This is a genomic window from Bacillus cereus group sp. BfR-BA-01350, assembly GCF_022663775.1.
Classification (GTDB): domain Bacteria; phylum Bacillota; class Bacilli; order Bacillales; family Bacillaceae_G; genus Bacillus_A; species Bacillus_A paranthracis.
Map to the genome: position 1 here is coordinate 362563 of NZ_JAKUGD010000003.1, position 21208 is coordinate 383770.

The window sequence follows — 21208 nt, forward strand, 5'->3', positions numbered from 1 at the left end:
TAAATAAAATGATATGTTAAATTAAGTTATAAAAAAACAACCTAGATCCCATAGGATCCAGGTTATTTTTTTACATAAACGTAATCGTCACTAAAGAATATCCTTCTTTCGCATTATACGGCTCCGCTTTATAAGAAACACGGTTCGCCCCTTGCGGATAACCGATTTCTCCAATTGCTTTTTTCACATCTTGCAATGCGCCATTCATTGATTGCTTATAAAGGATTTCAATCTTTGCTGATTTTGCATTATAACGTTGCTGCATTTTATTTTTGAATTCATTGTAGTTGTTTGCAATGTATTCATTTCCTAAATAATTTAACTTTGTATCTTTTAATATTTGCTGATACGCAGGAGTTTTCGTACTACCTGCCGCAATTTTATTTGTTAATGTACTATAATAATTTGTTGTAGCTTGCGGGTAGTCCCCACGGTTCCACTCATGATTTCTTGCGATTTGCTCATCTGATAAGTTGAAATAGGAATATGTTACGCGGCCTTGTTCATCTGGAACCGGATCATCAAATGTTGTATCAAGATGATACCATTTGTTTTCGATTTTCACTAAGTTCCAAGCATGAGGCTGACCGTCTCCAGTTCCTACTACAAAATGATTCTCAATTCCCGCTTCTTTTAATAATTGATAAGTTAATAGTGCGTAACCTTGGCAAACCGCAGAACGATTTACGAGTGCTTCATATGCTGTGTAAGCTTTATAAGACGTATCATAAGAAACATGTTTTACGACATAATCATGAATCGCTTTCACTTTTTCGTGATCATCCATCCCAACTTGTGTAATAGAAGAAACAATTGCCTTCGCTTGCTTCATTACATATTCTGTTTGTTCTTTCGTTTCACGATATGTAATTTTTAGCGTAAACGTATAATTTCCAGGTGATCCAGAAAGTCCATATGAAACATTCGATCTATTATTATTTGTATACTCATTTTTACTTGCCACTTCTTTATAGGCGTTAAAAAGTGTATTCATCACTTCTTTTGTATTACTATTTGTCGTTTTATATGGAAGTGTAATATTCGTTTCGTACGCATTAATACGCTTCTGTACTTCATCTTTGAATGCTGCTAATAGTGCTGCATCTCCTGTATTTTGCACCGCAACCGCAGGCTTTTTATACTGCAAAGCATTATATAAAAACTGTGCATATTGTTCACGCGTTACCGTTTTAGCAGGTTCAAATTTCCCGTCGCCTGTACCAGATGCAATCCCGTTTGACTGCACCGCACTAATCGCCCCTTCTGCCCAAAAACCATTCGGAACATCATTAAATGTATGCTTTTGCTTAGCCGAAACTTGAAAAGCATTTTTAATAATTTGCGCCATTTCTGCACGGCTAACAGAATCTTTCGGTCTAAAACCTCCGTTTCCATCCCCGTTAAAAATCCCTAATTTCGTTAACGTTAAAACCTCTTCTGGAAACAATGTGGATCCTGAGCGAATATCTCGATACGGATTGTTTAAAGTAGATCCATCTTTTAATACGTAACGAGCACCATCATTACTAAACGTACCACCTTGCTTATTCGGTAACAACGCACGATAAATTAAAGCTGCAACTTGCTCTCTCGTCGCAACATCACCGAAACCAAACTTCCCATTTCCATAACCAGAAATAATATTTTTACTCGATAAATCTTTAATTGCCGGATACGACCAATGCGACGTAGGCACATCAGAAAAAATACTTGCCTCAGCTGCTCTCACATCACTACCATTTGTAAACAGTAAAGCACCACCAATAAGTGATAATGATGTAATTGATTTTAATAGTTTTGTGTACATAATTCCTTCTCCCAATTTGTTCTCTATTCATGTTGTTTTTTGTCGAAAAATCTAAAAATATGACAAAATACATTATACAATTAAAAGGTTTTGAGGGATATATTGAATTTTAAAATATGCAAAAATTCATATTAATATATTTTTCCGTATTAATATTATGTTTTTTTATTTATGAATATATAATAGGTAGTAACTCGTTATAACTCCCTTCATGGTAATCTCTAATTTTATATTGGAATTCTTTAGAATAATTCTTCTTTATTTCTCAATATAAGGAGTCTTGGATTTTCATTAACATTCCTGTAATATTATTAACAAAGAGTAAGGTAAGAGTTACTCTTTGCCATTTTAGAAGAGGTTCTGTTGGAGACAGCAGGATCTTTTTTCATATAGAGAAGATAGTTTTGCTAAATTTTTCACTACTAACCACAAAAATATCCTATAATTTTTATATTACAAATTAACATATTAGGGGCGAATCAAATGCCAGTTACACTAGAACTTATTCTTTTCATTCTTATAGCAATTAGTGCTGTTGGCTATTTAATAAAAGAATTTCAAAAAACTAGAAAAAGAACACTTGGAATTTCACTAGAATTCTTGGTTCTTTTCTGGTCAATATGGAGAATATCGACTATCGTAATGTAATTTATAAAACATGAATTCCTTCGAATAAAACTCAATATTATGTCCATAATGTTGATAGGCTGTATGCCAACATTCATTTAGTTTTCTCTGTATCTCCTTGTATTGAGCAGTTAGCTATTGCTAGCTGCTCTTTTATATGTAACCTTGTTAGACAAGTTTTCATATAATATAGTCATTCCTTTCTTATAAAGTGAAACTTTAATTAGTGGGGGTTTTGTTCATCCCCCACTTAACTTCTTTGCTCCAACTGAATTTTGAGGTGGGAGTTTTACTTTCCGTTAACGCGGGATAAAAATTGAATTATATCCTATAACATTTTCAGGAATCATCCATATTTTATTTCTAAAAAATTGCATTGTTTCACTGAAAAGTGATTGTGGAAACAACCGACTTTTTATTTATGGCAAAATAAGATTTCTATTAAACTTCATTACAAAGTATGTTATTACTGGTACACACTGGTATAATAAATACAGATCAAACATTGAAAGGAAATATGACAATGAAAAGATATTTTAACTTCATTTCACTTTTCTTAACTGTACTTGTAATAATTAATCTTACAAATATACATACAAAGTACCAATTCTTTATAGGTGCATCTATAGCATTATGTTTAACTATTATTTCTACAAATGAACTTATAAAATTTCTTGCTACTAGTAGCTTATTAGTTTACGGATTTGCAGCTCTTACTCTTTTAAGTATTGCTTGTTAACTTTCAATTTCGCTTTGTATTAAAATAGCGTTTTTATTTAATTTCATTACAATACTATAGAGGCACATACGACTTTTTTCTTTGTTTAAGGGTTCTTACGTAATAGTAAAAACCCTTTTTTCATGCCAATTACGATTTATTCATTTTTTTTGATACATTTTATGGAACGTTCATACGTTACGTTAGATAAATCCTTTTTGACAGAATGAATAATGAGTTATATCTTTCTCTCAATGAATTTAGGTATTTAACATGGTAAAATAATATTCGTATGAGCTTCCAATACATATTATTAAAATTAAGATGGTTCAAGTTGCAGGAGGCACCTTTGGGTATCTTCTTTGTACATACTAAAATCCTCACCACCTTATAAAAACGGTAAGCCCTTTACACCAAACAATAATTGCAACTATATTATTTTTACATTACATTAAGGTAAAGGAATATCTCTTTATAAATAAAGTGCTAGATAGTAGGTGGAAAAATGAAATTTAACGATTTGGGTATTATCATTAAAGAACTTAGAATGAAAAAAAATATATCACAATCCGAATTATGTCATGGAATATGTTCACAAAGTCAAATTAGCAAGATTGAAAAAGGTATGATTTATCCATCTAGTATATTGTTATATCAATTATCAGAAAGACTTGGTATTGATCCAAATAATATATTTGCACTAACTCAAAACAAAAGATTAAAATATGTAGAAAACGTAAAATACGTAATAAAAGACTGCTTAAAGCAAAAACAATATAAAGAACTTTATGAAATAGTAAAAAAAGAGAAAAACTTAAATAATTTTCAAACAAAAGAAGAGAAACAGTTTCTAATATGGCACGAAGCAATTGCTATATTTATGGTGGATAGATCAATAAAAACTGCTTTAGATCTTTTAAATAATGCATTAAAACTGACTTTAACTAATTCTGATTTTTTATCAGAAAGAGAAATAGATATTATGCAAACAATGGCTATATTTTATGCAGAAAATAAAAATTATGAAAAAGGTATTAATATATTAAAAAGATGTTTAACTAATTTTAATAAGTTAGATTTTCCTAGAGATAAAGAAATTAAATTAAAAATCATGTTAAATTTAGCAAAATGTTTAGACTCCATATATCAACATGAAGAGGCAATAAAATACCTTGATAAGGGTATAAAATTAGCAATTAATTTAAATACTTTATACCTATTAGGTGAACTATTCTATTTAAAAGGTCAATATTTATTAAAGATTAAACAACATAATGTAGAAGAGGTTGTTTATAACTGGAAAAAAGCATTATTTATATTTGAACTAACAGAAAAAGAATATTATACAAAAACGCTACCAGATGAACTGATTGAAATACAAAATAAAAAACAATCATAATTTCGTAAAAGATACTTACAAAAGTCGCAGGAAGGCACCTTTAGGTGTCTTTTTTTGTGAAGAATCAGTTTAAAAACTAAAAGAACCTCAATAAATGAGGTTCAAAGAATCTACTATTTTAAATTACCTTCGTAAAAAGCAACTCCATTTTGAACATGTTTTAAATACCACGTAATCGTCCCGCCACAAACATTTTCAGTAAAACTATTAGCATATACTCCATTTGAGTAATACAGAGTTCTTTTGAATTTACCATTAGAATACTCATAAGGAATTGAGCATGTTGCTTGCTTCGGAGAACTCACAGCTTTTTGCGTATCAGCTGAAGCTGCCCCAATTCCTCCTGTTAATGCAATACCAGTTGCCAATACTCCTACTACTAATTTCTTGAACATAATAAATCCCCCTTTAATAGTTTTTATAGCTTATAACTTAAATGTATCACTTTTGTAATTAATGTAAATATATTGAATATGTAGAAATATTTATTTAACTTTTGGTAATATTAGGATTTTATTTTATCAAATAAAAAATAGAGGGATTTAGAGAAGTATGTAACAATGCATAATAAATCAATCAGATATTATGATATACTCACAAGGAACTGATACAAAATTTCTTTAGATTGGAAAACTAAAGTCTTATCTACCTAAAAGGAAGGCGCCTAATGGCGTCTTTTCTTTATTTTCAAAAGGACCTGCTCCATTCATTCTTTAAAACATAAGGTAAAGTGAACCCATTAAAATCCATGGAATGAACCCTAGTTTTACCCTTTTATCTAAAGGAGGCACTATTGTTATGGGATATGGTGGTAGTTGCGGCGAAGGCTGCGGTTTCGCTGGAGGATTTGCTTTATTAGTTGTATTATTTATTCTATTAATCATTATCGGATGTAGTTGTTTCTGCTAAAAAACTATTAGAAAAGGTACCCATATGGGTACCTTTTCTTTATGTGCCTTATTCATGATCTAGTTCCAAATTTTTATTACGATTAGATTCGGGGGTTTCATTTTTCGCATTCATCATACCTCAAATAAGAATCGATTTCAGACATGCGTTTTTAACGAAAAGAATTCGGGACCATTCTTTCCCACAAAGGAAATACCTTTTTGAAAACCTCTACTATAGAAGGATCAAATTGTGTACCAGATCCTTCTATAATACGTCTATAAGCTTCTTCAGGAGATAGAGCCGAACGATATGCTCTTGAAGAAGTCATTGCATCGAATGCATCTGCTATTGCAACAATTCTTGCGCATAATGGTATTTGATTTCCTTTTAGTTTTTGAGGATAGCCCTTTCCATCCCATCTTTCATGATGAGAAAGAATTATATCTTCACTATCTTTTATTAAAGATATATTTTTAAAAACTTCTAATCCTAATTGTGGATGTGTCTTAATAAGATTATATTCTTCTTCTGTAAGAGAAGATGCTTTCTTTAAAACCTCATCGGGAATACCTATTTTTCCTATATCATGTAATAAACAAATAAAATGAAATTGTTTTAAAGAATTATCATCATATTCATTTGTTTCTTTAGCAAGAATCGTAGCATAATTGGCTACACGTTCACTATGCCCTTTCGTATATTGATCCTTTAGTTCCATTATCCTCATTATCGATAAAGCTGTTTCTTTCATTTGTTTTTCATAGGATGCTTTTATTTTTTGTACTAAAAATTTTAATGAAAGAAATACAAAAAATGACGTAACAAAAATGATTAGAAACAATAATATTAATGATATTGGATAATTAATTTCAAAATAATAAATAGCAATTAAAAATCTACATACCATACAAATAGATACCGTTAGAAGATAATGAATACTTAAAAATAAAGGTGCAGAAATTACTAGGAAGCACTCTAAATATGGGATATGTAAAGACGAACCTGGATCACGTATAAACATAAGATCATATGCCAAAAGATAAATAATACTAACACCAAGAAAAATATATTTTGTAAACATTTGTTTATTCATTTTTTGTAAACACTTATTACATAAAAAAAATGAAATGAAAATAAATAAAAATACGAGTTCAAATAAAAGCTTCTCTAGTGTAAAATCCTTTCCAAGAATAAAATGTTGATAAATATTATCAAACAAAAGAGTACTACAGGGAATAAATAGAAACATGTTTATCGGTTCTTTCGTTTCGATATTTTTAATCCCTTTCATCATTTTACACACCGCCAAACCTTTTTAATAAAAACATAAGTTCATATAGATATTATTAATAATATCCAAGAATAGATAATAGTGCAAAAAATACCCTTTCTCATAACCTATAAATGAGGTAGCACCATGATAGGAATGTATAAAGAGATGAATAAGATTATAGAAAAAGAAAAAGGAAAACATCGAACTCTCTTACAAACATTCGTGTATTCTTACAATATTGTCATTTTGCAAATGTATTCATCGCCTTTCCTTTCATTATTTTCTTTGGAAAACATAGTGAATTACGAGAAAAAGCGCTACAAGATCAACTTATAAGAAGTAGTGCATGAAACCTCTTAATTAATGAAATTAGTATGTGACATACTATTTATTTAAGTGAAGCAATAAAAGCTTTGAAGAAATAAGAACATTTTGTTGGTGCTACCCCTCCCCATCAAACTAGGAAAAATAAATACCCCAAAATGATAATTTTAAAAACTTATTTGCGGAATACAGCTCGAATTTTCATTTTTGGGAGTATAGATGGTTGGAATGTGGCAGGGGATCCAATGACAATAAAGTTAATCAAATATTCCTATTTCAATCAATCAGTAGGTTGGTTGAAATAATAGTACGAGAAAAAATGATAAAGCGAGTGCGATTAGTTTTTTCATTTTCATTGCGGTAGTCATCCTATGTATGGCGTAAAATAGACATTTACGTTTGTCATGCTCCTATGGCAAAACAATTTGTATTTTCCCTGTAGTTTGTCTGTAGCGGAGAAAACAAAAAAAGACCGGCAGGAATAACCCTGTCGGTCAAAGTGATAAAGCTTGGTTGCTAACATCAGTGGTGCAGACGCCTCATAACAAAATGGCTGAGATAAAACAGATAAGTGAAATATAATACTACGCAAACAGTTACTACAAAGGCGAGTATATTTACAACCTTAACAGTCCTGTTTTTGAAAATCTTGAACAATAAAGCATAAATACCAATGCCTATTACCCCTCCAAGCGTATTGCCAAGTACATCAGTAATATCACTTCTTCCTATTGCGAAAATGAATTGTATAGCTTCAAACGCCAATGTCAAAGTAAAAATGGGAAGAACTTTCTTCATAAAAGGCCATTTACTTTTTAGCATACAAATATATATACCTAAAGGGATAAAAATAAGTATATTATCTCTTATTTCTCTAAAATCAATAGTTCCGCTGTCATCGAAAGACCCCTGAAATGGAATCAGATTGATTACTCGTATCCCGTCTGATATTTCAGAAGAATAAAATGGTAACTTGAAGAGAATGACGCCTGTCAACAGCAGCATATATACTACAAACAATGTAATTGTAAGTTTATTTCGGTTTTCTGATTTCATTATTTTTTCTCCTTGTATTATTTATGTCTTTGGCAAATCCATCCAAAATAGAACGCCATCCGGAACGTTTTCCAAAGCATATTCAATGTTCATTACTTCCAACGTTTTCCGCACGATAGTCAAGCCTAAACCGTTGCGCCCACTTTTCCGCCCCCGCACTTTATCCATACGGTAGAATGGGTCAAATAACTTAGGCAGAACTGTATCGTCTATCCTTGCATCTGTGTTTAGTATGCAAAGGCGATATTGTTTATCCACAGGCTCGCTCCATATCCTAATTTCACCGCCTGGAGGCGTATTCTGTACTGCGTTCAAAATGATATTAGAAAGTACTTTTTGAAGCATTTTAGAATCGACAAGGCAGTTTTGTCCATCAGGAATGTCCATAACAATACACTGACCGTTTGCTTCAGCTAATATCTGAAAGTCAGGCAGTATGTCAGCCACTATTTGCCTGACTTTCAGTTTTTCAGAATCCTGAGAGATTTTCCCATCGCTCAGGTTGACAATCTCCAGTATCTCGGAAATCACATTGTCCTGCGCGTCCATCATCTTCATGCATTCGCGCAGGTATTTGGGATGGTCTTTGTAATCACCTACATTTTCGAGCATACCCTCCAGCAAGATACTTGTTGCCGCGATAGGCGTTTCTAGCTCATGTGAAGCCGCCGAAAAAAAATATCGCTGTGCTTCCTCCATTTCCCTTACCCGCAGGATTTCATTTTCTAACTGAGAAATGGTATCTTTCAACTTATCGTACATAGAGTGAATATCACGTGACAAATCGCCTAATTCATCCCGGCGTATAGGCAGGCTTTGCGGTACATCTTCAAGCCTTGTCATTTTCCCGGCGTCATCCGCTAGTCGCTTGATGGGTTTGGTTATCTGCCGTGCAAAAACATACGCGCACACAAGGCAGAGGGTGAGTATAATGGCCAACGCAACTAATGCTCGCACAATTATTTCATTGTAAAAGGCAGTTATGCCCGGTCTGGTCTGGGCGACGACAGAATAGCCGAGGGCTTTATCATTATGCACTACATAGTAAAAGTCACCCTTGAAATTATCCGAGGTATCAGCACCCGGCGTAGCGTAAACCACACCGCCATTATCATCTATAATGCAAAACTCAAATGATTGGTTTTTGTCACGAAACCTTTGCGCTGTTACGGGAATATCGTTATAATCACTATTTTTTACTCTATTGACCAAAGGCTGATAGGACACTAATATTTGTTCCCTTTCAACTGCTCTGTACAGTGTTAAGAATTGACCTGAAAACAATGCGGTAGTTACGAAAACAATCAACAACATAGCAACTATCGTATAGGCAAAAATCTTAATAAATATCCCATTCTTTTTCATGAAGTTTCCTCCAATCGGTAGCCCACTCCGCGTACTGTTTTGATGATATTATCCGGTAGCTTCGCCCGTAGGTTTTTAATGTGAGTATGCACGGTGCTACCATCACCGTCAAAATCGTAGCCCCACACGCGGGACAAAATAACTTCATGAGATAGTGTTCTGCCATTGTTTTGCACCAGTAGCATTAAGATTTCAAACTCTTTAAGGGTCAAAAGTAATTGTTCGTCGTCATAAAAAACCTTGAAATCTTCCGGCAAAATTGTCAGCTTGCCATAGTGCAGTTCCTTTGCCACTGCACCGCTGCGACGGAGCAGCGCCTCCACACGTTTTAGCAATAGCTGAATCTTGAACGGCTTAGTCACATAATCGTCCGCTTCCGCATCAAACGCTCTGATTTGATTCTCATCATCGGAAAGAGCGGTCATCATCAGAACCGGCGTATTATTCAACTTACGGAACTCCCTTAAAAGCTCATGACCGTTCATTCCCGGTAGCAAGATATCAAGAATGACAAGCTGATAGGTGTTATCATAAAACTTGGTATACGCTTCATCACCGTTAAAACAAGCATCCACCTTATATCCCGCTCCAGATAAAAAGACTTTTACTGCATTGCAAATATGCTCATCGTCCTCGACAAGCAGTATTCGTATATCCATAAATGTATACCTCCGTAAAAAAGATAACACAGCAATCTGTATTTTCCCTGTAGTTTTAAGATTTATTTCGTTCGTCCATCAACAGATTTTACAGCATCCTCTGGAATAGCCCATGTCCAATCGAGCCGATATGCTCCTAGAATCCTGCTCTGCTTACATAACAGCTGTATCCGACGATCTGAAATGCCCCATTTCTCAATGGCTTCTTTCACTGTCACTAAAACGCATTACCAAAAACAAAGTGCCGATGATTAGTGGTTAATATCTTTTTGGTAATGGCTTAAGCGAACACATTACAATCAATTTTTATAGTTTTGACTGCTTACCGTACAAAATTCCCAAAATATTGGTGGTACGCCTTCAAATAATTCCTCAATTTCTTTTTTGTGTATTAGAACTTTCCCCCTACTTATTCAAATCTACGAATTCATTTTACATCACTTTTCACTTTATTTTTGTAAGGAGTATTTTTATCTATTAACATTCTCTGTTAACTTGATAGGTATATGGTACTACCCCATTGCCATCAAGTTAAGGTTTCGGACTATTTTTGAAATTGAATAGTTTTATCTATTAAGAGGATAAAGGAATGAGAAATACAATGAAGAATTAGAATAGATAATGTAAAAAATGGAAAGAGGAGAAAAGATGAATCTAAAATTAGTAGATGTAACAGAAGAAAATTTCTTTGAAATTATTAATTTAAAATCAGATAAACTTCAAGAAAAACACATTCAAATATATGAAAGATGGGTTGGTTCAAATGCTTTCTTTCTTGCAGCTTGCCAAACGTTTGGATTTACTCCGAAAGCTATATATGATAATGATATTTTAATAGGTTTTGCTTCGTATGGGTTTAGAAATGAAACGAAGCAATATGAGTTAATTAGTATGATGCTTGGCCATCAATATCAAGGGTTAGGGTATGGGGTTCCTGTTTTAAAGGCAGTAATAGATAGTATGGTTCAGACGTACAAATGTGAAGAAATATTCTTATCGGTTATTTACGATAATGAACGCGCAAAGCGGATTTATGAAAAAGTGGGTTTTAGGCCAACAGGAGAGATTGAAGAAGGACACCATCCAGAATTAGTTTACTGTTTAAAATTAAAAAACTATGTAAATGTATAAAATTATATATACCTATAGTTCTGTATAAATCTTTTCATTTTCTGGTTCTGTTTCATATTCTTTAATATATGAAGCAAAAAAATCTTGAAATACCCATTGCATCTAAAATTAACCAAGGTGTATATATCTCTTATAACGTAAACGTCAAGTAACTCCAAAATATACAATGAAAAATCTCTGCAGGAATTTACATATGTCAAATATAATAGAAAGAATATTCGGTTCATTATCTCAACGCGCTGAATAAGTACACTATAGTATGTTAAAAATTTAGCTTAAGGTGGGATTGTATATGACTGAAGATAAAAGACTGAAAAAGCCGGTGGTAAGTTTTATATTACTAACCAACATTATTTTTTGGCCACTTTTTCTGCTTGTAGGAATTACAAAATTATTACATGTTCCAACTTGGATTTTTGATGTAATGCTCTGCATATCAGCTTGGTCTTCCACTTTTGCTTTTATGTTTCTATTTAAAAGAATTTATCCTGGACAAAATTTTATTCAATTCGTAAAAGATAGATTTAAAAATAAACTTAACTACTCTATCGTTCTTACTGTCAGTATCATTCAAATAATTATATTTTTGACAATGCTGTTTCTCATTTCGACTAATAGTGAAGCAGACTCTATTTTTAATAGAACTACATGGGGCGTGTTAATTTATTATGTTGTTAAAACTATTGTATCCGGACCACTAGGAGAAGAATTAGGGTGGAGGGGTTTTGCATTAATGGAGCTTCAGAAAAAATACTCACCATTAAAATCTTCAATCATTATTGGTTTTTGGTGGGGAATGTGGCATCTACCTATATGGTTTACTACAGGTTTTACAGGCAGTAATTTAATCAAATATATTTTGTTTTTTATGATTGCAATTATATCTACTACAATTATTATGACAACATTTTATAATTTAAATCAAAATTTAATTATTCCAGTGATCATCCACTTTTTCTTCAATTTATTTATTGGCATAATAAATGGACCATTAATTGAATTAATTATGTATACTGCAATTTTTTATTCCATAGTTGCGATTTTACTTATAGTTATAAATCCAAAGAAAGTTTTATATGGGAATAAAATCAAAAAAATTGTTAATAGAGAACATGATTTGATTTAGTAATAGTTTTTAGTTTTTACATGCTTGTTCTATACAAAATTAGTAGACGTAGCGTCTCATTACCAATAGTCAACGATGCATAAAACTTTCGTTATAGGGGATTTGTATTTTCTTAGCTTAATGGTGATGTGACGCAACCTCAACTTAGTAAAATATCATTAAAACTATTAATCCAGTAGATTTATGAGCCATATCATCACATCCTTTCGAAATAAAATATATTTACAATATATTAAATGCAAAAAACGTTCCTTTTGATAGGGACAAATTACTAATATGTGGTACATACGTGAAGAAATCAAATTGGCGATGGAAATAGACTTTAAACTAGACAAATAAAAGTTGATTGATATTGTTAAAAAACAAAAAAACTCTAACTAATTCGTCATGGCGATTTAGTTAGAGTTTTTTTGTTTGAAGTATTCACGAGTATCTACCCTTATCTTTTCAGGTAAAACAATATCAAGTTCTTTATCTAACCATGCAAGAGTCTTTTTACGGAGGAACTCACGCATATGTTCTTCTGCTTCAAGCATTACTAAGTTAATTGTACAAGGAGAATTGCTAGGTTCACAAGAATTACAAGCCTCGTCTCGATATAGTAGACCATTCTGCACAATATTTTTACATTGAAAAATAGGTTTTGGACCTTCGACAGCTTCTATTACATCCCAAAAAGAGATATCTTCCGGAGACTTAGCTAACCTATATCCTCCCTTTACACCTGGGACAGAATTTACAATGTCAGCTTTAGATAATTTACCGAAAACTTTTGAGAGAAATGTTTCAGAAAGACCTTGAAACTCTGCCAAATCTTTTATTCCAACACTTTCTTTGGAAGGATTATTAATTAAATAAACTAGGCAATGCAAGGCATATTCAACCCCAACACTATATTGCATATACAAATCACCTGCTTTTTATTTTAAGGGTTATCAAATTGTATCTTAGGACCATTTAGAATTTTAGTCAAATAAAAAAAAGGCTCTTTTAGAGTAGTATGTATTTCATTTGACAAAAATAATTTCAGAGTTTATATTAAAGACCAAGTTAATCGACGATTAACTTGGTCTACAATTAAAATGTAAAAAACTTTTAAAAAGGGGAAATACAAATGAACAAAACACTTATCATAAACGCACATCCGAAAGTGGATGATACATCATCAGTAAGCATTAAGGTTTTTAAGCATTTTTTAGAATCTTATAAAGAATTAATTTCTAATAATGAAACGATTGAACAGATTAATTTATACGATGATGTAGTACCAATGATAGATAAAACTGTTTTAAGCGCATGGGAAAAACAAGGTAATGGACAAGAGTTGACTGGTGAAGAACAAAAAGTAACGGAACGTATGTCCGAGATTTTACAACAATTTAAAAGTGCAAATACGTATGTTATCGTATTCCCTTTGCACAACTTTAATATTCCATCAAAGTTAAAAGATTACATGGACAATATCATGATTGCACGTGAAACATTTAAATATACTGAAACTGGATCAGTAGGATTACTTAAAGATGGAAGAAGAATGCTTGTTATACAAGCAAGTGGAGGAATCTATACAAACGATAATTGGTATACAGAAGTGGAATACTCTCATAAATATTTAAAAGCAATGTTTAATTTCCTTGGTATTGAAGATTATCAAATCGTTCGTGCACAAGGAACAGCAGTACTAGATCCAAATGAAGTATTACAAAATGCATATAAAGAAGTTGAAGAGGCTGCTTCTAGATTGGCTAATAAATAAACTTTTCCGCTGAAAGAATGATGGTTATAATTAAAAAACCCCCTCCACCACAAGGCAGAGGGGATCTTCTCATTCCTACTTCAAACTACCCGCAATCTCCGTAAAGATCACCCCAAGTGCATGTGCACCTGCATCTGGATAGCCTAAGCTTCTTTCACCAACTGTACCGGCGCGGCCCATGCGAGCTACGATTTCTTTCGTATACTCTGCGCCTTTGACCGCTGCTTCTGCTCCTTTTTCAAAAGCAGTTTTCATGTCTACTTCGTTTGAAGCGTTGTCTAACCATGAGTCTACACATGGAGCAAGTGCATCAACAAGCGTTTTGTCACCAACTACCGCTCCTCTTCCGAATGATCTTTCACCGATCGATTGTATGCCTTGCAGAGCTGCTTGCAACATTTCAGCGAATTCTTTCACTGTTAACTCACGTTTTTCGCCTGCTGCTTTACTAGCTGCTCGGAATGCTCCACCCCAAATTGGACCAGATGCACCGCCGCAATGTTCCATAATAATCATCGAACAACCGTCAAGGAATGATCCGATTGTTACGTTTTCTTGTTCTACAATAGAGTGCCACTCACGTTTTAATTGCTTAAATCCTTTTGCCACACTCATTCCGAAGTCGCCGTCACCTGCATGCGTGTCTAACTCACAGAACGGTACTTCATTTTTAATAATAATATCGCTCATTTTATCAACGAGATAAATCATGTTGTTTAATGTAATAACATTATCTTTAATCACAGCGTGCTCTTCCGCCGTTTCTAGTTCAAAGGAAACTTCCTTCTCTTCTGCCTCTTCAAGTACATTTACATACTCAACACTTTCAACTGGACCGTCTACTTTAAACGCTGGTGTATTACATTCTTTCGATAGTAATGTTTTTAGCTCATCATCTAACTTCATTACCGTTAAAGACATACCTGCCATATCGATACTCGTCATATAGTTACCGACAAATACTCTATTGATTTTAATGTTTCTAGCAGCTAATTCTCTCGTAACTGCGTTGTTAAATAAGTAAAGTTCTTGTAGTGGTGTTCCGCCAAAACCGTTAACTAGAAGTGCGATTTCCTCGCCATCTTTTACTCCTAAATCTTTCATTAAATCATTTGTCATACGGTTCGCTAATTCATCAGCTGACAGCATTTTTTCACGCTTAATTCCCGGTTCACCGTGAATACCTACGCCGTATTCCATTTCATCTTCCGCAAGTGTGAAAGTAGGTGATCCGCTCGCTGGAACTGTACAAGACGTTAACGCTAAACCGATTGTGCGCACGTTAGCAGCTGCTTTTTCCGCTACAGCTTTCACCGCTCCTAAATCCATACCTGCTTCCGCTGCTGCACCGGCAATTTTATGAACTAAAATAACGCCCGCAACGCCGCGGCGTCCTACTGTATATAAACTATCTTCTACCGCAATATCATCGTCCACTTTTACGTAATCTACTTCAATTCCATCTTCCGTCGCTAAATGCGCTCCGTTTTTGAAATTCATAATATCGCCGCTGTAATTTTTAATAATTAATAACGTACCTTTTTTACTAGCTGTCTCTTTAATCGCTTGGTATACCTGAATTTGTGAAGGTGACGCAAACACATCTCCGCACACTGCCGCATCTAACATTCCTTTTCCGACTAATCCCGCATGTGCCGGCTCATGACCACTACCGCCGCCACTAATTAACGTTACTTTATTTTCGTTCATTTCTTTCTTCTTAATTACTTTATATTTTTTCAAAAGCTCAAGCTCCGGATGAGCCATAACCATTCCGTTGCACATTTCCATTACTAATGTTTCTGGTTTGTTTATAATCTTTTTCATTGTGATTCTCCCTCAATTCCTTTAATATATTGTGATATATTTGAAATCTTCTTCTTACTACTCATGTTAAAATGAAAGCGTTTTATAGTAAACGGACAAAATGGACAATCTGTCTAAAGACACCGCTCTCATTTATAGATAGGATTTTTATATTAATAACATTCTAGGGATGATTCAGATGACCTCTTCTATAATTTCTAAAAAGATAATCGCGAATTCATTGAAATATTTAATGGAAACAGAGTCATTTCATAAAATATCAGTGAGCGATATTATGTTACACTGTCAAATGCGTAGGCAAACTTTTTATTATCATTTTAAAGATAAATTTGAACTATTAGGCTGGATTTATAGAGAAGAAACGAAGGAAAACATTATCGACTTTCTCGACTATGAAACGTGGGAAAACATTTTTGATTTATTATTTGATTACTTTTACGAAAATCAAAAATTTTATCGAAACGCTTTTAAAGTCATTGAACAAAACTCGTTTAATCACTATTTATTTGAGCATACGAAAAACTTATATATGAAGATTATTGATGAACTATCTGTGAGCTGTGGATTCAGCCTTTCTGATGAGACAAAAAATACGATTGCCTCCTTTTATAGTCACGGCTTCGTTGGAACGATAAAAGATTGGATTGAAAGTAAGTGCGAAGTAGATCCTTCCATTATGTCTTCTCTTATGAAAAATATGATAAACAATCAATTACTACTATTACTGGAGCAATCAGCAAAGTAATTAAAGGGTGGCAAAAGCAATGAAAAAGATTATGAATGATGTACAAAATATCGTTCAAGATATGATGCATGGCTTTTATTTTGAACATAACGACAAAGTAAATTATGACGAAACAAATCACATCATTTATGTAAAAGATATCGAAAAAATGACGCAAGACGTCGCTATTATAAGCGGTGGTGGTAGCGGACATGAACCTGCTGATATTGGTTATGTAGGAAAAGGAATGCTTACGGCGGCAGTAAACGGCAGTATTTTCACTCCGCCTACAGTAGAACAAATTGTGGCGGCAACTCGCCTCATGCCAAAAGATAAAAGTATACTATTCATCATCAAAAACTTTAAAGATGACGTTGAGAACTTTCTAGCAGCAGAACAAATCGCCAAAGGCGAAGGAAGAAAAATTGACCATATCATCGTAAATGACGATGTTTCAATTGAAGATGATGCTTCTTTTAATAAAAGAAGACGCGGTGTTGCTGGTACTGTTTTCGTTCAAAAAATACTTGGTGCGGCCGCTCTTGAAGGACACTCTTTAGAAGAACTAACAACACTCGGCCGTTCTGTTACAGAAAACTTACACACATTAGGAGTTGCTCTTTCACCTGCAAACGATCCAGTGAAAGGAAAAGCTTCATTCACATTAAACGATGATGAAGTCTTTTACGGCGTCGGTATTCACGGAGAAAAAGGTTACCGTAAAGAAGCACTATCCTCTGCTGAAATATTAGCGATTGAACTAATGAACAAATTAAAAAGCATTTACCGCTGGAGAAAAGGTGACAACTTTGCGATTCTCATTAATGGATTAGGTGCGACACCATTAATGGAACAATACATTTTCGCAAATGACATTCGCCGTTTGTGTGAACTGGAAGGATTGCATGTGAAGTTCGTAAAAGTCGGTACCCTGCTCACTTCTTTAGACATGAAAGGTGTTTCACTTAGTTTGCTTAAGGTAGAGGATTTGGATTGGGTGAAGTGGTTGAAGGCGGATACTCGAGTGGGTAGTTGGTAAGTAAAAATTATGATGATAAAAGCCTTTAACTATAACGAGTTAAAGGCTTTTTGTAAATTGAAATATCGTACGAGCGTTAAATAGAAATTCGTAATTACCTCACTGAATGATGACAGGTCTTCCAAACAAAGCTGGATAATAAATTAACATCGCTCCTACAAATGAACACACTAAACAAAAAATAGCCTCGTATTTTATGACTAGCGAAGAGTTCGTATCAATCTTTTTTTCCTCTCTTTTCAATATCATTTTAAATAATGCTGTATATAATACATACCCAACAATCGTCCCGAGAGTATTCGTAAATAAATCATCAATATCTGTAATTCTATTATTTAGTAATTGATTTAACTCAATTGCCAATGAAAAAAAGAATCCCGCGCATACGGTGTTTTTCATTTTTCTAAATTGCGGCCAAATGGTCGGTAATAAAAAACCGAATGGCATAAACAGTACAATGTTCAAAAGATATGTAGTACTACCTGCCGTATCAAATAGAGTCAAATTAATTTGATTTACACGAATCCACGTTTCATATCTACTTATATCCCATACAGTCGCGATTTGCGTCACCTTATACACGAGCGAAAGGTAAAACAGAAAAACATACACCCATAGAAAATGCCGAATAGATATATTGTTTTTCGCTTTAAAATAAAATCCAATTTGAAATACAATACAAAAAATTATAGTGAAAAAATATGTATACAAATAACTAATTAAAACTCCTGTATGCATGTGGAATCCCCTAACTTTACATTTTCATCTATTATTTTAGAACATAGTTTAAAAAATAGTACTTTCGCTTCAAATATCGGGAATATATTAAAAATAAAAAATCCCCACTTCTTCATTTTCAGTCTCCTCCTTGATGTAACTTGTTTATAGGATAGGAAAAACTTTTAAAATAAAAAGTGGGGTAAATATAAAATTTTTCTTAAATTTTATGTTGGGTTTTATTATTACTCTCGTTAGGAATCAGCTATTCGTTGTTAGATAGCAACATGCTTACATCTATAAAAACATTGAACTACTGAAGAATTCTGCCCTCAATATGACAGCAGATTCACATCAAAAATGTAAATCCTCATTTTCCTCGTATTTTCCTTTATTCAGTCTTTGTCTTATAAATAATTCTGCGATAATTAAATTAGGTACCCACGCTAACCAAGCAATAACCGCGTAACTAAGTTCAAACTGCTCTATTCCAAATAGAACGATAAACAACGGTAGCCAAATTCTTAATGTAACTGCCGCAAAGGTTAAAGCATAATTTCTAATCATCCAATTCCGATGCTCTTTCATTTTTTTATTCTTAACTCTATGTAACGCTTGATATGCTGAAGTTAGCCAAAATACAGATAACAAACCGAAACCTAGCTTCGCCACCAATCCTCCCGTAGCATAAAAAGATAGATATAGTCCAGAAACGCCGCCTAATAATATACCAACCATATAGATTCTCCCAGCTATTCGATGACGGTTGATATTCCTTTCTCTAAATTTAGTGGATAATGTAAACGGACCAATTACTAATGCTACTATACTAGTCGTAATATGTATAAATAACATCACATACCAGAACTCACTTAATTTAGATCCATACATGAGCTTCGCTTTTACAAGCCCTGTTTGAAATCCATCCATAATAGAATATTGGACAACAATATAACCAGATACTAAAAGAGCAAAACAAGTAAATACATACCAAATTTTCCTGTTCAAATTTCACTGCCTCCCTATTACATTCATGGAAATTAGATTATACATTACTGTTCATTCTTAGTAAAAATAGAAAATCCTTCTAAACAAATGGAGGACCTCCGAAAAAGAGACATTTAATAGATTAAGATTTCCAAAAATAAGGAATATATATGTTATATTGTTAGAGGTACTGAAATGGGGGTTTTTCTAATGGATATGTTGCAACAAGTAATAGATACATTTAAAATGAGCAAACTTTTTATATAATAAAAAAACCCTCAAGTATATCATTCTATACTTGAGAGTTTACTCATCTATTTCTTCTCATTCCTCATACTATAATACCCCAAATTAATAATAACCAAGAAATACCCACCCATAATTCCAGCAGCAAATGTCCACATGTACTCACGGTGTTCAATTTCATACATAATAATCGCGCCGAGAATTGCGGCTGCGAACCGGTTCATCATTCCGAGCATCGGTGCTTTTTCTTTTTTTACGATACTATCTCCGAACTTTTCAATACGCCTTCCTAAAATCCAGGCGCAGTACATACTCACTAAGAGACCAATGCTTCCCCCTACAAACTGGGCTCGAAAAGGGGTCATCAGCCATCCTACTAACATCACGCCTAGCAAACAATATATTTGTATGTTAAATGATCTTAATGCCATACGAATCATGTTATGCTCCTTTATCTTTCTCATTAGTCCCATCTTTCGGACTTCAAGCTTTCAGATATATCTTTTTTAAAATGAGGAAATTTGATTTTGCTTACCATTAAATAAGCGAGTACGCATGTACCAAACGCCACGGAAATTGGATTATTCAGGAGGCATAAAATAAGAAGACACATTGCCGCAAATGGTATAGGCATGCCGATAAACGTCGGGAGTTTACTTTGCTGCGTGTTAAATCTCGCAAGCCGCAGCATTCCACAAATACTGTAAGCGAGCGCACATATCATCCCGATAGATTGCAAATCTTTTAACGAGGCACTATAGGCAAGAATAGATGGCGCTACGCCAAAAGTAACTAAATCTGCAAATGAGTCTAACTCTCCGCCAATTTCCGAAACAGCATCCAGTTTCCGAGCAACCATGCCATCAAACAAATCAAATACCATACCTGTAATAATGAACATGACTGCACCATACATATCTTGAAAGAAAACAGAATAAATGGCCAATATCCCACAAATAAAATTCGCTATCGTCATCATATTTGGTATGTAACTCATCACACGCTTCTCCTCCTTTCTACTCATTACCTCATTCAAGTTCTTACTCATTACAATCAAGATCCTTCTGTTTTTCTTCCAATATAACTTTATTTATTTTCTTTAACGTATCCGTCATTTGTTCTAAAGCACCGATATCAATTTTTGAAAAATACTTCTCAATTAATACATCATCTAACTCAGACAACTGCTCCATATACTTACTACCGTTTGGACCAAGTGTAAGGAAATACTCCCTTTTATTATTCGGATTCACTTGTTTTGAAATCATCTGTTGCTTTTCTAATTTTGATAAAACTTGGCTCACAGCACTTTTCGTTATATTAAACGTACTCGCAATGTTATTCGCTGTTGTGTTTTCATTTAAATTGATATGAAATAGCATGCTCTCTTGCTGCCCAGTAAGACCGAACTCATCCTTTAAATCTTGAAATAGTAAAATGTAGAGTTCTGTGTAGGCTCGATTCATTTCATTAATTACTTCTTTATATGATCTCGTCATAGCGTTCTTCCTCCAGCCACGATTTTATATAGTTTAG

Annotated in this window: 22 protein-coding genes and 1 pseudogene; 10 read left to right on the forward strand and 13 right to left on the reverse strand. The window is 33.5% G+C overall.

The window, feature by feature from the left end:
- Positions 1-70: 70 nt before the first annotated feature.
- Entirely contained in the window at positions 71-1807 is a 1737-nt protein-coding gene (locus MR147_RS09655; protein ID WP_242303968.1) for an S-layer homology domain-containing protein, read from the reverse strand.
- A 483-nt stretch (positions 1808-2290) separates the two neighbouring features.
- On the opposite strand from MR147_RS09655, the gene MR147_RS09660 reads away from it, so the two are divergent.
- The 3 genes from MR147_RS09660 (at position 2291) to MR147_RS09665 (ending at position 4551) form a co-directional block, all read left to right on the forward strand.
- The gene (locus MR147_RS09660; protein WP_074609763.1) at positions 2291-2455 is read left to right on the forward strand and encodes a hypothetical protein; all 165 of its coding nucleotides are present in this window, start codon (positions 2291-2293) and stop codon (positions 2453-2455) included.
- 502 nt (positions 2456-2957) lie between these two features.
- The gene (locus MR147_RS27155) at positions 2958-3173 is read left to right on the forward strand and encodes a hypothetical protein (RefSeq protein WP_257145174.1); all 216 of its coding nucleotides are present in this window, start codon (positions 2958-2960) and stop codon (positions 3171-3173) included.
- Positions 3174-3657: 484 nt separating this feature from the next.
- Positions 3658-4551, forward strand: a complete 894-nt coding sequence (locus MR147_RS09665; protein WP_242303969.1) for a helix-turn-helix domain-containing protein — start codon at positions 3658-3660, stop codon at positions 4549-4551.
- Positions 4552-4664: 113 nt separating this feature from the next.
- Here the strand turns inward: MR147_RS09665 and MR147_RS09670 are convergent, their stop codons facing one another.
- Positions 4665-4946 (reverse strand): LCI fold-containing protein, encoded by a 282-nt coding sequence (locus MR147_RS09670; RefSeq protein WP_000473859.1) that lies wholly within the window; start codon positions 4944-4946, stop codon positions 4665-4667.
- Between the two features lie 403 nt (positions 4947-5349).
- Here MR147_RS09670 and MR147_RS09675 point away from each other — a divergent pair, with 403 nt between their 5' ends.
- A complete protein-coding gene (locus MR147_RS09675; protein ID WP_000540371.1) occupies positions 5350-5460 on the forward strand; it encodes a YjcZ family sporulation protein in 111 nt (36 codons plus the stop codon).
- Positions 5461-5611: 151 nt separating this feature from the next.
- On the opposite strand, the gene MR147_RS09680 is transcribed toward MR147_RS09675, so the two are convergent.
- Entirely contained in the window at positions 5612-6736 is a 1125-nt protein-coding gene (locus MR147_RS09680) for an HD-GYP domain-containing protein (protein ID WP_242303970.1), read from the reverse strand.
- Between the two features lie 257 nt (positions 6737-6993).
- Between MR147_RS09680 and MR147_RS27235 the strand changes: the two are divergent.
- Positions 6994-7092: pseudogene (locus tag MR147_RS27235) on the forward strand (transposase); the annotation flags it as partial.
- A 469-nt stretch (positions 7093-7561) separates the two neighbouring features.
- On the opposite strand, the gene MR147_RS09685 reads toward MR147_RS27235, so the two are convergent.
- From MR147_RS09685 to MR147_RS09695, 3 genes are read right to left on the reverse strand one after another with little or no spacing between them, the layout of a single operon-like run.
- Positions 7562-8095: a VanZ family protein gene (locus MR147_RS09685; RefSeq protein ID WP_242303971.1), complete on the reverse strand. Its 534-nt coding sequence runs from the start codon at positions 8093-8095 to the stop codon at positions 7562-7564.
- Positions 8096-8116: 21 nt separating this feature from the next.
- The gene (locus MR147_RS09690) at positions 8117-9460 is read right to left on the reverse strand and encodes a sensor histidine kinase (RefSeq protein ID WP_242303972.1); all 1344 of its coding nucleotides are present in this window, start codon (positions 9458-9460) and stop codon (positions 8117-8119) included.
- A complete protein-coding gene (locus MR147_RS09695; RefSeq protein ID WP_074607567.1) occupies positions 9457-10119 on the reverse strand; it encodes a response regulator transcription factor in 663 nt (220 codons plus the stop codon). Before MR147_RS09695 ends, MR147_RS09690 begins: the two co-directional genes overlap by 4 nt.
- A gap of 648 nt (positions 10120-10767) precedes the next feature.
- Between MR147_RS09695 and MR147_RS09705 the strand changes: the two genes are divergently transcribed.
- Both MR147_RS09705 and MR147_RS09710 read left to right on the forward strand, forming a co-directional pair.
- On the forward strand, positions 10768-11250 hold the full coding sequence (locus MR147_RS09705) for a GNAT family N-acetyltransferase (protein ID WP_074607563.1): 483 nt from the start codon (positions 10768-10770) through the stop codon (positions 11248-11250).
- A gap of 292 nt (positions 11251-11542) precedes the next feature.
- The gene (locus MR147_RS09710; RefSeq protein ID WP_242303975.1) at positions 11543-12376 is read left to right on the forward strand and encodes a CPBP family intramembrane glutamic endopeptidase; all 834 of its coding nucleotides are present in this window, start codon (positions 11543-11545) and stop codon (positions 12374-12376) included.
- A 395-nt stretch (positions 12377-12771) separates the two neighbouring features.
- Here MR147_RS09710 and MR147_RS09715 read toward each other — a convergent pair whose 3' ends face one another.
- Entirely contained in the window at positions 12772-13278 is a 507-nt protein-coding gene (locus MR147_RS09715) for an RrF2 family transcriptional regulator (RefSeq protein WP_242303976.1), read from the reverse strand.
- A gap of 212 nt (positions 13279-13490) precedes the next feature.
- On the opposite strand from MR147_RS09715, the gene MR147_RS09720 reads away from it, so the two are divergent.
- Positions 13491-14132, forward strand: coding sequence for an FMN-dependent NADH-azoreductase (locus MR147_RS09720; protein WP_017560522.1), 642 nt, complete (start codon positions 13491-13493; stop codon positions 14130-14132).
- 75 nt (positions 14133-14207) lie between these two features.
- Here the strand turns inward: MR147_RS09720 and dhaK are convergent, their stop codons facing one another.
- The gene (gene dhaK / locus MR147_RS09725; protein ID WP_242303978.1) at positions 14208-15959 is read right to left on the reverse strand and encodes a dihydroxyacetone kinase subunit DhaK; all 1752 of its coding nucleotides are present in this window, start codon (positions 15957-15959) and stop codon (positions 14208-14210) included.
- Between the two features lie 178 nt (positions 15960-16137).
- Between dhaK and dhaS the strand changes: the two genes are divergently transcribed.
- Both dhaS and dhaQ read left to right on the forward strand, forming a co-directional pair.
- Positions 16138-16704 (forward strand): dihydroxyacetone kinase transcriptional activator DhaS, encoded by a 567-nt coding sequence (gene dhaS / locus MR147_RS09730; protein WP_000204208.1) that lies wholly within the window; start codon positions 16138-16140, stop codon positions 16702-16704.
- A gap of 19 nt (positions 16705-16723) precedes the next feature.
- Positions 16724-17722 (forward strand): DhaKLM operon coactivator DhaQ, encoded by a 999-nt coding sequence (gene dhaQ, locus MR147_RS09735; protein WP_242303980.1) that lies wholly within the window; start codon positions 16724-16726, stop codon positions 17720-17722.
- Between the two features lie 99 nt (positions 17723-17821).
- Here the strand turns inward: dhaQ and MR147_RS09740 are convergent, their stop codons facing one another.
- The 5 genes from MR147_RS09740 to MR147_RS09760 all read right to left on the reverse strand — a co-directional run bounded on the left by MR147_RS09740 (position 17822) and on the right by MR147_RS09760 (position 21171).
- A complete protein-coding gene (locus MR147_RS09740; RefSeq protein ID WP_242303982.1) occupies positions 17822-18460 on the reverse strand; it encodes a VanZ family protein in 639 nt (212 codons plus the stop codon).
- Between the two features lie 333 nt (positions 18461-18793).
- Positions 18794-19447 carry a DUF2306 domain-containing protein gene (locus tag MR147_RS09745; RefSeq protein ID WP_242303983.1) on the reverse strand — a complete coding sequence of 218 codons (654 nt, stop codon included), beginning with the start codon at positions 19445-19447 and terminating at the stop codon, positions 18794-18796.
- A gap of 293 nt (positions 19448-19740) precedes the next feature.
- A complete protein-coding gene (locus tag MR147_RS09750) occupies positions 19741-20112 on the reverse strand; it encodes an ATP synthase subunit I (RefSeq protein WP_074607554.1) in 372 nt (123 codons plus the stop codon).
- Positions 20113-20135: 23 nt separating this feature from the next.
- Entirely contained in the window at positions 20136-20720 is a 585-nt protein-coding gene (gene pssA / locus MR147_RS09755) for a CDP-diacylglycerol--serine O-phosphatidyltransferase (RefSeq protein WP_242303984.1), read from the reverse strand.
- Positions 20713-21171 carry a MarR family winged helix-turn-helix transcriptional regulator gene (locus tag MR147_RS09760; RefSeq protein WP_074607552.1) on the reverse strand — a complete coding sequence of 153 codons (459 nt, stop codon included), beginning with the start codon at positions 21169-21171 and terminating at the stop codon, positions 20713-20715. Before MR147_RS09760 ends, pssA begins: the two co-directional genes overlap by 8 nt.
- Positions 21172-21208: the final 37 nt, after the last annotated feature.

Bases quoted from the DNA above. Each gene is read 5' to 3' on its own strand.
- MR147_RS09655 (WP_242303968.1), bottom strand. From the start codon at position 1,807: ATGTACACAAAACTATTAAAATCAATTACATCATTATCACTTATTGGT.
- MR147_RS09660 (WP_074609763.1), top strand. From the start codon at position 2,291: ATGCCAGTTACACTAGAACTTATTCTTTTCATTCTTATAGCAATTAGT.
- MR147_RS27155 (WP_257145174.1), top strand. From the start codon at position 2,958: ATGAAAAGATATTTTAACTTCATTTCACTTTTCTTAACTGTACTTGTA.
- MR147_RS09665 (WP_242303969.1), top strand. From the start codon at position 3,658: ATGAAATTTAACGATTTGGGTATTATCATTAAAGAACTTAGAATGAAA.
- MR147_RS09670 (WP_000473859.1), bottom strand. From the start codon at position 4,946: ATGTTCAAGAAATTAGTAGTAGGAGTATTGGCAACTGGTATTGCATTA.
- MR147_RS09675 (WP_000540371.1), top strand. From the start codon at position 5,350: ATGGGATATGGTGGTAGTTGCGGCGAAGGCTGCGGTTTCGCTGGAGGA.
- MR147_RS09680 (WP_242303970.1), bottom strand. From the start codon at position 6,736: ATGATGAAAGGGATTAAAAATATCGAAACGAAAGAACCGATAAACATG.
- MR147_RS09685 (WP_242303971.1), bottom strand. From the start codon at position 8,095: ATGAAATCAGAAAACCGAAATAAACTTACAATTACATTGTTTGTAGTA.
- MR147_RS09690 (WP_242303972.1), bottom strand. From the start codon at position 9,460: ATGAAAAAGAATGGGATATTTATTAAGATTTTTGCCTATACGATAGTT.
- MR147_RS09695 (WP_074607567.1), bottom strand. From the start codon at position 10,119: ATGGATATACGAATACTGCTTGTCGAGGACGATGAGCATATTTGCAAT.
- MR147_RS09705 (WP_074607563.1), top strand. From the start codon at position 10,768: ATGAATCTAAAATTAGTAGATGTAACAGAAGAAAATTTCTTTGAAATT.
- MR147_RS09710 (WP_242303975.1), top strand. From the start codon at position 11,543: ATGACTGAAGATAAAAGACTGAAAAAGCCGGTGGTAAGTTTTATATTA.
- MR147_RS09715 (WP_242303976.1), bottom strand. From the start codon at position 13,278: ATGCAATATAGTGTTGGGGTTGAATATGCCTTGCATTGCCTAGTTTAT.
- MR147_RS09720 (WP_017560522.1), top strand. From the start codon at position 13,491: ATGAACAAAACACTTATCATAAACGCACATCCGAAAGTGGATGATACA.
- dhaK (WP_242303978.1), bottom strand. From the start codon at position 15,959: ATGAAAAAGATTATAAACAAACCAGAAACATTAGTAATGGAAATGTGC.
- dhaS (WP_000204208.1), top strand. From the start codon at position 16,138: ATGACCTCTTCTATAATTTCTAAAAAGATAATCGCGAATTCATTGAAA.
- dhaQ (WP_242303980.1), top strand. From the start codon at position 16,724: ATGAAAAAGATTATGAATGATGTACAAAATATCGTTCAAGATATGATG.
- MR147_RS09740 (WP_242303982.1), bottom strand. From the start codon at position 18,460: ATGCATACAGGAGTTTTAATTAGTTATTTGTATACATATTTTTTCACT.
- MR147_RS09750 (WP_074607554.1), bottom strand. From the start codon at position 20,112: ATGATTCGTATGGCATTAAGATCATTTAACATACAAATATATTGTTTG.
- pssA (WP_242303984.1), bottom strand. From the start codon at position 20,720: ATGAGTAAGAACTTGAATGAGGTAATGAGTAGAAAGGAGGAGAAGCGT.
- MR147_RS09760 (WP_074607552.1), bottom strand. From the start codon at position 21,171: ATGACGAGATCATATAAAGAAGTAATTAATGAAATGAATCGAGCCTAC.